The 11,176-nt window shown below is 68.1% G+C and carries 9 protein-coding genes; all 9 read left to right on the top strand.

What is annotated here, in order from left to right; genetic code table 11:
• Window positions 1–55: 55 nt before the first annotated feature.
• The 9 genes from QSK15_RS22415 to QSK15_RS22455 all read left to right on the top strand — a co-directional run bounded on the left by QSK15_RS22415 (window position 56) and on the right by QSK15_RS22455 (window position 11,175).
• Complete coding sequence (locus QSK15_RS22415) at window positions 56–1,462, top strand: APC family permease (protein ID WP_285796125.1); 1,407 nt, start codon at window positions 56–58, stop codon at window positions 1,460–1,462.
• On the top strand, window positions 1,459–2,469 hold the full coding sequence (locus QSK15_RS22420; RefSeq protein ID WP_285796126.1) for an acetamidase/formamidase family protein: 1,011 nt from the start codon (window positions 1,459–1,461) through the stop codon (window positions 2,467–2,469). The genes QSK15_RS22415 and QSK15_RS22420 overlap by 4 nt, the downstream gene beginning before the upstream one ends.
• 14 nt (window positions 2,470–2,483) lie before the next feature.
• Window positions 2,484–3,167, top strand: a complete 684-nt coding sequence (locus QSK15_RS22425) for a GOLPH3/VPS74 family protein (RefSeq protein WP_285796127.1) — start codon at window positions 2,484–2,486, stop codon at window positions 3,165–3,167.
• Window positions 3,168–3,203: 36 nt separating this feature from the next.
• Window positions 3,204–3,872: a hypothetical protein gene (locus QSK15_RS22430; protein ID WP_285796128.1), complete on the top strand. Its 669-nt coding sequence runs from the start codon at window positions 3,204–3,206 to the stop codon at window positions 3,870–3,872.
• A 158-nt stretch (window positions 3,873–4,030) separates the two neighbouring features.
• On the top strand, window positions 4,031–4,204 hold the full coding sequence (locus QSK15_RS22435) for a hypothetical protein (protein ID WP_285796129.1): 174 nt from the start codon (window positions 4,031–4,033) through the stop codon (window positions 4,202–4,204).
• Window positions 4,205–4,645: 441 nt separating this feature from the next.
• Complete coding sequence (locus QSK15_RS22440) at window positions 4,646–5,500, top strand: class I SAM-dependent methyltransferase (RefSeq protein WP_285796130.1); 855 nt, start codon at window positions 4,646–4,648, stop codon at window positions 5,498–5,500.
• 425 nt (window positions 5,501–5,925) lie between these two features.
• Complete coding sequence (locus tag QSK15_RS22445) at window positions 5,926–6,708, top strand: transposase family protein (RefSeq protein ID WP_285796131.1); 783 nt, start codon at window positions 5,926–5,928, stop codon at window positions 6,706–6,708.
• A gap of 289 nt (window positions 6,709–6,997) precedes the next feature.
• Window positions 6,998–8,104, top strand: a complete 1,107-nt coding sequence (locus QSK15_RS22450) for a serine/threonine protein kinase (RefSeq protein WP_285796132.1) — start codon at window positions 6,998–7,000, stop codon at window positions 8,102–8,104.
• A 23-nt stretch (window positions 8,105–8,127) separates the two neighbouring features.
• A complete protein-coding gene (locus QSK15_RS22455) occupies window positions 8,128–11,175 on the top strand; it encodes a DEAD/DEAH box helicase (protein WP_285796133.1) in 3,048 nt (1,015 codons plus the stop codon).
• Window position 11,176 lies beyond the last annotated feature (1 nt).

The raw sequence follows: 11,176 nt of genomic DNA on the forward strand, positions 1-11,176 counted from the left end.
GGTTCTGGTGAAGCAGACAACCCGCGATTCTTTGATCGTATTTGAGAGGATCCTGATGTTGGATCAGCACGACCTGGAGCGTTACGGCTACCGGCAGGAGCTGGCGCGACATCTCCGGTTTCGGGATCTGCTGGCCTATGGGTTGGTCTACATGGTGCCGATCGCTCCGATGGCAATCTTCGGCAGCGTGTACGCCGGCTCGGGTGGCATGGTGGCTCTGGCGTACGCGATCGGTGTGGTGGCGCTGGTGTTCACGGCGTTCTCGTACGCGCAGATGGTGCGGGCTTTCCCGATGTCGGGCAGCGTGTACAACTACGCCGGCCGGGGCATCAGCCCACCGGTCGGCTTCCTCGCCGGCTGGGTGATCCTGCTCGACTACGTCCTCGTGCCAGGGCTGCTGTATCTGGTGGCGTCGGTGGCGATGCACGCCACCGTGCCTGGGGTGCCGGTGTGGGGGTGGCTGCTCGGGTTCGTCGCGGTCAACACGATCGTCAACTCCGCCGGGATCCGGATGACCGCGGTGGTGACCCGGATGATGCTGGTCGGTGAGCTGATCGTGCTGGCAGTGTTCCTCACCATCGCGGGCTGGGCCCTGGCCTCCGGTAGGGGCCGGTTCAGCTGGGAGGCGTTCTACAACTCCGAGACGTTCACCTGGTCGCTGGTCGGCGGCGCGGTCTCGATAGCGGTGCTGTCGTTCCTAGGCTTCGACGGCATCTCGATGTTGGCGGAGGAGACCCGGGACGGAGCTCGGCAGATCGGCCGGGCGATGGCCGCCGTACTGGTGCTGGCGGGGGTGTTGTTCATCGTTCAGACGTGGCTGGCGGCGATGTTCGTGCCGAACCCGGCCGGGCTGCTGACGGACGGGGATCCGGACGGCACGGCGTTCTACGAGGCGGCCCGGGTGGCCGGCGGCGGGTGGCTGGCGACGCTGTGCGCGGTGGCGACGGCGATCGCGTGGGGCTTGCCGAACAGCATGGTGGCGCAGGTGGCCACGTCACGCCTGCTGTACGCGATGGCGCGGGACCGGCAGCTACCGGCCTTCCTGGCGAAGGTGTCGGCGCGGCGGAACGTGCCGTTGAACGCCACCCTGCTGACCGCGGTGGTGTCGCTCGCGCTCGGCCTGTACATGTCGTTCCGCGCGGACGGGATCATCCTGTTGTCGTCGCTGATCAACTTCGGGGCGATGGTGGCGTTCCTGGTGCTGCACGTGTCCGTGGTCGTGCACTACCTGATCCGGCACGGTAGCCGGAACTGGTGGGCGCACCTGGTGATGCCGGCGGCCGGGTTCGCGGTCCTGGCGTACGTGGTGGTGAACGCGAACATCGCGGCGCAGCGCCTCGGTCTGGCGTGGCTGGCGTTGGGGGTGCTGGTTCTAGGTGGCTTGTATGCCACGGGCCGGCGGCCGGTGTTGTCGGGGCTGGCCCCGGTAGGGCCGGTCCGGCACGAGATGCAGAGGGTGTGACCGTGGTGGACACGATTGTCTACCGGCCGGTCCGGGACGAGTTGGCGTACACCTTCGGTGGGCGGATGCCGGTGGCGCATCTGCGGTCGGGGGACGTGCTGGAGGTGTTCACCGAGGACTGCTTCGGTGGGCGGGTGCGCGGGCCCGGGGACCTGCCGTCGCAGGTGTGTCAGATGCCGTATCTGAATCCGGTGTCGGGGCCGTTCTTCGTTGAGGACGCCGAGCCCGGTGACACCCTCGCCGTGCACATCATGTCGATCACCCCGGCCCGAAAGTGGGGCGTATCGTCGACGTTCCCGCACTTCGGGGCGCTGACATCGACCTCCCACACGGCCACCCTGCAACCGCCGCTTGAGGAGCGGGTGTGGGTGTACGGCATCGACCGGGACGCGGGCTCGGTTCGGTTCCAGGCCACCGAGACCGACCACAACGTGGATCTGCCGTTGGAGCCGATGATCGGCACGATCGGCGTGGCCCCGGGCGGGTTCGAGGCCCGGGCCACGATCGTCCCGGACACCCACGGCGGAAACCTCGACACGCTGCTAATCCGGGCCGGCACCACCGTGTATCTCGGGGTCAACGTGCACGGGGCGATGCTCGCCCTCGGCGACGGGCACGCCCGCCAGGGCGAGGGTGAGGCCTGCGGCGTCGGCGTGGAAATCGCCACCGTCACCACACTGGCCGTGGAGGTGATCAAGAAGACGCCGACGGTGTGGCCACGGCTGGAGACCGACACCGGCATCGCCTCGATCGGCTGCGCCCGACCCCTCGAAGACGCCTACCGCATCGCCCACACCGACCTCGTCGGCTGGGCGGCCGACCTGACCGGCATGGACACCCTCGACGCCTACCAACTGATCTCCCAGGTCGGGCAGGCGCCGATCGGGAACGTGTGCGACCCGAACTACACTGTCCTGGCCATGGTCGACACGGGCCTGCTGCCGGGCGGTCGCGCCGCCTACGGTGGGGTACACGCCCGGCTGCGGCGCGCGGCCGAGCCGCGGTAGACGGCGAGCACGCGATGACCGCGCTGACTCCCCCGCTGCCACTGCGGGACGAGGTGTTCCTGCTCGGGCACGACGAGGACACCGGACAACCCCACATACACCGCCAAGCCCTCGCCCTCGGCATGGCCGGCGCGGTCCTGATCGACCTGTTCCTCAACCGGCGGGTGGTGCTGGACCCGAACGGCACCACCCGCTCCGCTGGCGACCTCACCCTGCACCTTCACCAGGACCGGCCGGTCGGCGACCTGATCGCCGACACCGCGATCGCCTCCATCCGGCACGCCACCACACCGCCGCCGCTGCGCGGCTGGCTGCGGGCGTTCAGCAACGACCTGTACGACCGCACCCGCGCCGGCCTGGTCACCTCCGGGATCCTGCGCCACCAGCAGCGGCGCCGCCTGGCCGGGCTGGTTCGGGCCGACACATACCTGCCCAGCCACACCCGCTGGCAGGTCATTCCCCGCGCCCGGCTCTGTGCCCTGGCCCGGGGCCGGGAGCAGCCGGACAACCACACCGCCGCTCTCGCCGGCCTCGTCGCCGTGCTGGGCCTGTCGCCGTACCTGTACCTCGACGACAACACCGCCACCCTGCCCGCCCGGCTGCGCACCGTCGCCGACCAGCACTACAAGCCCGTACGGGCCGTCACCGCCGCCGTGGACGCCACCGTCGGTGACCTCGCCACCGCCACCTACCGATAAGCACCCGTCCCAAGCACAAGGACAGGACAACCTTCGATGGACAACACGCCCCGCATCCGCACCCTGCGGTGGGCCGAACGGCAGGCCATGGCAGGCGTCGTCGCCGCCGCTCTGCACCCCGGCAGCCTCGGCGAATGGCTGGTACCCGACGCCACGCACCGGCTACGGGTCCTCACGGCCGTGGCCGAGATCTGGGTCGAACACGCCCTGTTCTTCGGCGACATCCACGTCACCGACGACCTCACCGCCGCCACCGTCGGCCTGCACCGGCTACGCCCACTGCCACCACCAGCGAACTACCCGCCCCGCCTCGCCGACGCCGCAGGCCCCTACCTTCAGCAGTTCCGCACCCTCGACACCATCCTGGACGCCCACCGGCCGACCGACGCACACCACCACCTCGCCATCGTCGCCACCCCGCCGCACGACACGGCTGGTCTCGACGAGGTGATGCTGGCCCACTACCTGACCCGCATCGACCGCACCGACATGCCCGCCTGGGCGGAAGTCACCGTCCGCGACCGGAATCTGTTCACCCGCCACGGCTACCAAGCACACACCCCGATCCGTCTCCCCCACGGTCCTACCTTGCTAGGCATGCATCGACCTGCCGGCAGCGGCCGACCCTTGCCCACCAACCCCACCGACAGCGGTACGCGGCCGGGTCCACCGGCCGCCGCACCATCGGCGGCCACCGCCCGATAGACCACATCCACCGCCCCGCGCCGTTGGAAGAATCCACCCACCGATGCCCGTCCCTCGCGTCCACACCCCGGCGCTCATCGCCTCGGTCGTCGACCGCGTCCAGCAGCACCAAGCCGACCACCCAATCCCTCCGCATCGCCCAGGCCCAGATGGCCGTCGTGCTGCACGCCCTCGGACACTGCGCCCCCGCCGGGGCACTGCCGACGGACACCATGGCCATCCACCGACACGCTCACCCCGCCCATCCCACCACCGAGCGGATGGAAGGTCAGCTCAGCCTGCTCAACCAGCGCTGCGTCGAGCAGTACCACCACCATCCCCCTCAGGGATGACAACGCGAACCGTGCCGCACCAGCCGCCCTGCCCCGCGCCCTCCTACGCTGACAAAACCCCACGGCCAGCCCAGTGCAGCGTCGAGCGAAACCGGCTTGCGCCTTCGGCAGGTGACCTGCCTCGCAGCCGCTTCCTGCCGCTGCGACCGCACCGTCGAACGATATGAAAGGACCGCCAGGTGACCGACGTTAAAGCATCCGGACCGACTGCCGAGGAACTGCGCGCCCGGCTAGCCGACAACCTGGTCGCCGCCGGCGCGATCACCACACCCACCGTCGAAGCCGCTGTGCGCGCCACACCCCGCGAGGCGTTCGTCCCGGACAACATCGACCTCGTCGACGCCTACGTCGACGACGTGGTGGACACCAAACGCGGCCCGGACGGACGCGCCACCAGCTCCGTCTCCGCGCCCTGGCTGCAAGCGTCTGCGGCTTCGTCCCATGCAAGGCACCAGCGCCCATCCCCCACACCGGCTGCACCTGCACCTGCACACCGACGACATCGTCCTGACCATCGACGACGACTCCACCCACCCCGACCCTGCCGCACTGACCCGAGCGCTGGACCACCCCCGCGTCGACGTGTGGTCGGCGGCCACCACCCCACCCGGGGTGCCCTTCGACTCCCTACACCTGTGGCTGGCCAGCCAGTCCCACCCCTACGCACTGCTCACCGCCGACCACCGCCACGCCACCCGCCTCGGCGACCCGCAGAACTGGACAGCCTGCCCCACCCTCATCGGCGAGGACAGCTACGCCTACCTCGCCACCCGCAAAATCGACGATGCCATCTGGCAGTTCGGCGCCCACGGCTTCGGTCCCCACTCCACCACCCTCACCACCGACCTGCACAACCTCATCAGTAGGTGGGACCGCGACCACCGCCACGGCCCCGGACCGTCCATCACCGTCCACACCGCCGACACCACTCCCCACCCGACCCGACATCCCCGCCTGGTCCTGCGACGGCGACACACCACCATCGCCGTCACCTGGCCCCCAACCAGCCCTGGCGGTAGTCGACGATCCGATCGTCCCGCCCGGCTTCGTACCAGGACCCTTCGAGGCAGCACGCGAACGCGGCCGGGCAAGCACCCTCATCCCGATGTTCCCGTACCCACCCCACGGACGCGGACGGTCGTCAGCCGATCGGCGGTACGGCCTCCGGCGCACCTACCTCGACAACGACGTGGCCCATCGTCGACCTGCCGCCGTCGATCTTTCTCACAGGTTGGCTGGGCCATTGGTCACGCGGGCGGTCTGGGGGAACCGTTGCGCCGCACGTGGCAGCTATAGCGGGGACCGCACACGCACGACGGACGTCCACCACGGTGGGGTGGAGCGCGGCGCGCCCGGAATATCAATTATGTGAGCAGCTTTTTGAACCCGTGGTGCTGGACGCACTGTCCCCCTCTGCGCTGGCACCACCGCAGTTCACCTGCCGCTGGGCGTCGCCCGCCTCAAGACCGCCCCACGCCGGCTCACCGTCGACCTCCTGCTGCAACTCTCGTCTCGAACGACGCGATGGCCTCGACGAGCGCCTCGGGGCGCCTGCCCCATTGGCAGCGGCGCAGGCAAGGGACGCGCGCGACTGGGACATAGAGCCCTTTTCATCGTGATTGTGCTGGTCACGGTGGGTGTGGGTAACCCGAAGATCGATGAGGGCGAGGCTCCAGGACAGCAGTCGACCAAGATCCGATGCCCCGACCGGGAGCCTCGCCGTGCTGTCTTACCCCGCCACGATTCCGCTGTCCAGTCGAACCCTGAGCCACCTCGCCGAGCGCCTCCGCGGCCACCGTCGGCAGCGTCGATCTCGGTGGCGGCGTCTGGACCCCGGTCGGCAAGCCCTGCTCACCCTCGCCCACCTGCGCAACGGCGACACCTACACCCGCCTCACAGCCGGGTTCGGCATTGGCGTCTGCACCGCCTGGCGCTCCGTCCGCGAAGCTGTCGACCTGCTCGCCGCAGCGGCCGACGATCTGGCTACCGCGATGGACCGCATCCGTAAGCTGGAATACGCGATCCTCGACGGCACGCTGATCCCGATCGACCGGGTCGCCGACCAGAAGCCCTACCACTCGGGGAAGCACAAGCGGCACGGCGTGAACGTGCAGGTCATCGCGGACGCTGCAGGTCGCCTGGTCTGGGCATCGGCTGCGCCGCCCGGCGCCATTCATGACCTGAGCGCCGCCCGTGTTCACGGCATCATCGACACGCTGAGCAGCGCCGACGTGATGACGTTCGCGGACAAGGGCTACCAAGGAGCCGGCGGGAGCGTGCGCACGCCGTTCACGCGCCACCGCTACCGGCCGAAGCTGTCCCGCCGGCAGAAGGCCGTCAACCGCGCACATGCCCGTATCCGCGCCCGCGGCGAGCGCGCTATCGCCACGCTCAAGACCTGGAAGGTCCTGACCAAGCTGCGCTGCTGTCCCCGCCGCGCGACCGCGATCGTGCAGGCCATCCTCGTCCTGCACCGCGTCGAGACCAGCCGCTACTCAGGATGAAAAGGGCTCATAGGATGAAACTTGACCGTGGGGTGATGCCTAGCGGATGGCCATGTGCACGCGTTCGAGTGGATGGCCGTTCATGGAGATCGCGCTCCTGCGGTCCTTGATGCTGCCACGACTCGCTCGCCAAATCGCTGTGCGAGCTGGCACTCACGGTTACGAGCATCGCCGTCCAGCCTAATCTAGAGATCAACGGTGAGTGCCTGCACGACGGCGCCGCGTGCTTCGCACCGTAGGATGGCCATCGATACTGCAAGTGGGCACGCGGGGAGCTAGAGGGGCGCGGATGGTGCCATGGCGGTCCAAGGAGGATGGTGATCCGGTTGAATGCGGCGGCTTCCGGCTAACTCACCGAATCGGTTCCGGGGGCTTCGGTACGGTCTTCCTCGGCTTCCGATCGGACGTAAGATCGCCCGCCGCAGTCAAGATTTTCACATCACCGAAGGTAGCCGCCCCTGCTTGGCGAGATCGCTTCCGCCGCGAGATCAAACTAATCAAGCAGATGGCTGGTGTGCACACGGCTGAGCTGCTGGATTCCGGAGGTGACGACGAGCCACCGTGGTTGGCCACCCGCTACGTACATGCACCGCCCCTGGACCGGTTGGTACGCCAATACGGGATCTTCGAGGAACTTCCAGGCTGGTGGCTCGCGGCGAGCCTGGGCGAGGCGCTCGCCGAGATTCATGCCAAGGGCATCCTTCACCGCGACCTCAAGCCGCAGAACGTCCTCGTCGAGCGGACCGGCATCAAGATCATCGACTTCGGCATATCCAGGTTCTCCGTCGGTTCGGATGTCACTGAGACCACGGAGCGGTTCGGCACGCATCCGTACTGCGCAAACGAGCACCTACTCGACGTGCGCAACGCCACCGAGAAGTCGGACGTCTTCGCGCTCGGGGCGACGCTGGTCTGGGCGACCACTGGACATACTCCCTTCGAGGGAATGGCACCGCATGCCCGGCTTGCCGGGATGCCGCCTGACCTCGACCGTGTACCGGACGCACTGGTCGATCTCGTGGAGTCGTGTCTGGCGCTCAAACCAGAGACCCGGCCGACCGCTCTGCAGGTATTCCATGAAGCACTCATCCATCTGGCTGACCACGCAGTGCCCTTGGCAAGTGGTAGTGGGCTGCCGCTGCCAGCCGAGGTGAGGGATTTCGTGGATGTCTGGGCGGCAACGCCGATTCCGGTGCTCGAACTTGCTGTCGCGCGAACGGGCTCGGAGGCGTCATCGGGCGTCACCACAACCGGCACCGGCTCCGAGGACCAACCCCAGGCGGATCATGCCCGTACACCCGACGGGCGGCTTCCCCGTCAGGACGTATTTAGTACGGAATGGCGGGGGCGATGGCGCCGCGCTGCGGAACGGCGACGTGATGGCTTCGGCAAGTAAGGTGTCCGGGTCACCGGCGGCGGATGGGGTTCATGTACGGATCAGAAGTACCAGATGGGCAGCGTCATGCCGGCGACCAGTTCGCCGCCGGCATGACGGTGCTGGCGCGGGGCGAGGAGTGGCTCGTCACTGAGGTCGGGCATACCGAGCATGACGGGATCCGGCTGGTGGTCACCGGCACATCACCGCTGGTCCGGGACCAGACCGCGATCTTCTTCCACTGCCCAGGTCACCTGGATACCGTCGAGCCGCTCCGCGCTGAGGACACCCGCCTGGTCCCTGACAGCTCCCCCGGTTTTCGCCGTTCGCGACTGTTCATCGAGGCATTGCTGCGCAAAACCCCGGTGCCGCAGGGCGAGCTTCGGCTGGCGACCGCCGGCACGCACCTGGCCGACGACCTGCTCTACCAGCGGGAGCCGGCGCGACGGGCGCTGGCAAACCTACGGCCCAGACTGCTGATCGCCGATGCGGTCGGTCTGGGCAAGACGTTGGAGATCGGGCTACTGCTGTCCGAGTTGATCCGCCGAGGTCGGGGCGACCGCATCCTGGTGGTAACCCCGCGGCACATCCTGGAGCAGTTCCAGCACGAGCTGTGGACCCGATTCGCGATCGGCCTGGTCCGGATGGACTCGGCGGGAATTGCCCGCATGCAGCGACAGTTGCCGGGCGGCCGAAACCCGTTTGACTACTACCCGCGGGTGATCGCCTCGATCGACACGCTGAAGAGCCGCCAGTACCGCGAGCAGCTCGGGCGAGTCACCTGGGACGCGGTCGTCATGGACGAGTCCCACAAGCTGATCAGCAAGACGGCGTTGAACAACAAGCTCGCCCGGGTGTTGGCGCCCACCACACACGCCTTCATCCTCGCCTCGGCCACTCCGCACAACGGCGACGACGAGTCGTTCAACGAGCTGATCAGCCTGATCGACCCGACCGCAATCGTCGACCCGAAGCAGCGCGTCACTCCGGCCCAGTTGGCCGACATCTACGTACGCCGGCACAAGATGAGCCCGGACGTGGCCGCCCAGCTGGGAACTGAGTGGGCGGAGCGCGCTAAGCCGCAGTTCGTAGATTGCCCAGCCACGGATCCCGAGGAGGAAGTCCTAGAGGAGCTGTATTCGACGTGGATCACGCCGCCGCCGGGAAGGCCGGCACCGGTGACCGGGAAGGGAAGCCGGCTGTTCCCGGTTCACCTGTTGAAGGCGTTCCTGTCCTCCCGCGTCGCGCTACAGGAAAGCATCGCCAACCGGCTCAAGAGCGTCGGCAACAATCCCGACAGAGCTCGGGAGGCGGAGGCACTGCACCGCTTGGCGGAGCTGGCCAACCGGGTGACCGACGACGACTCCGCAAAGCTCGCTGCCTTGGTCACAGTACTCAAAAACGAGATCAAAGTGGGGCCGAGATCGTCTGCCCGGGTGGTGGTGTTCTCCGAGCGGCGGGCCACGATCGATTGGCTGTACCGGCAGCTACCGGCCCGGCTAGGCTTCGGCGACCCGCCCCCGAACTCGGGCGGTGAGCAGGGCGTGACCGGGCCGGTGCGGATCCTGCACGGCAGCCAATCTGACGACGCCCAGCAGCGCATCGTAAACGATTTCGCCCTGGCCGGCACCGACGTACGGGTGCTGCTGACCAGCGACATCGCCGCCGAAGGTGTCAACCTGCACCGCCAGTGCCACGACCTCATCCATTTCGACGTCCCGTGGTCGCTGATCACCATCGAGCAGCGCAACGGCCGCATCGATCGGTACGGGCAGAAGATCTCCCCACAGATCCGGGTGCTGTTGCACCGCTCCGCCAACCCGGACTACGAAGCCGACGAGCGGGTCGCCCGCGTCCTGACCACTAAGGAAGACGCCGCGCACCGGACCCTCGGCGAGTCCGCCGCGCTGATGGGCCTGCGCGACGAGGAAGCCGAGACGGTCAACATCGAGCAGGCATTCCTCGACCGCCGCGACATCGCCGAGCTGATCCCGGACGAGCCGGCCGACGAGACCGACATCTTCATGGCCGGGGCCTGGACGGATGACGGCGACGACACTGCCGAACCCGACCAGCAAGACACCATCGTCCCCGCAGTTGACGATGTGCTACAGCAGCCACGGCTGTTCGGCTCGACGCGCGAGTTCATCGAAGACGCCCTCGCTGAGGCTTATCCAAACCCGGCCGACAGCATCGGGCTGGCCTGGCTGGATCCCGCCGACTATCCGGCGACCCTCACGTTCGAGCTGAATCGCGACGGCGCGCGGCTCGCCGACCTGCAGCGCCGCCTGAAGGTGCTGCCGCAGTCCTACCTTGACCAACGGCGCATTCTCGAACGCGTCACTGTAACCTTTTCGCCCGACCTGGCCCGGCAACGGCTGGAGCTGGCCCGCAAACACAATGCCGACAAGCCAAAGCGGCGGGGACAGGGGACCAGAGATCAGCAGTACGCCGAGTCGGGTTGGCCGGACATCTCACTGCTGACCGACCAGCATCCCATCACCGAATGGCTGGTAGACAAAGTGCTGGCGCGTGCCTCCGCAGGCACCGCCCATGCCCGGAGGCTCACCGCGCCGGTCATCGCCGCAGCCGTCCCCGATCCGGTGTTCCTGGTCAACGGGCGGTACTCCAACCGGCAGGGCAAGCCGACTGTCCTGGCCTGGCTGGCGCTGCATCACCGCGACGGCGGCCTGCACGTTGACGACCGCGAGTTCGTCCAGGTGCTCCACGACGCGCACGTCAATCGGGAGATGCGGATGAGCGGCGTCGGCGACATCAGCCCGCTGGAGGCGCTTGTCCCACGGGTAGTGGAAGGGGCCCGCGTGGAGATGGCCCGCCGCCTCGACGCCGAGGAGGGCAAGCTCATGGAGCCGCTCATCGCGTACGACCAGCGCCTGGAGCAGTGGAAGGCAGCCACCGGGGTCCGGTACGAACAGCTCACCCTGACCGGCATACGGGAAAGCGCCGAACGGCGGATCACCAACACCGCAGTGGCGATCCAGAAACTGCTCGCCGAGCTCACTACCGACGGCGAACCGACGATCCGCATCGTCGGGGTTCTGGTTCCCCAGCAGCCGGCACGGGAGGCGTGAG

It is taken from the genome of Micromonospora sp. NBRC 107095, assembly GCF_030269705.1.
Taxonomy (GTDB): Bacteria; Actinomycetota; Actinomycetes; order Mycobacteriales; family Micromonosporaceae; genus Micromonospora; species Micromonospora parva.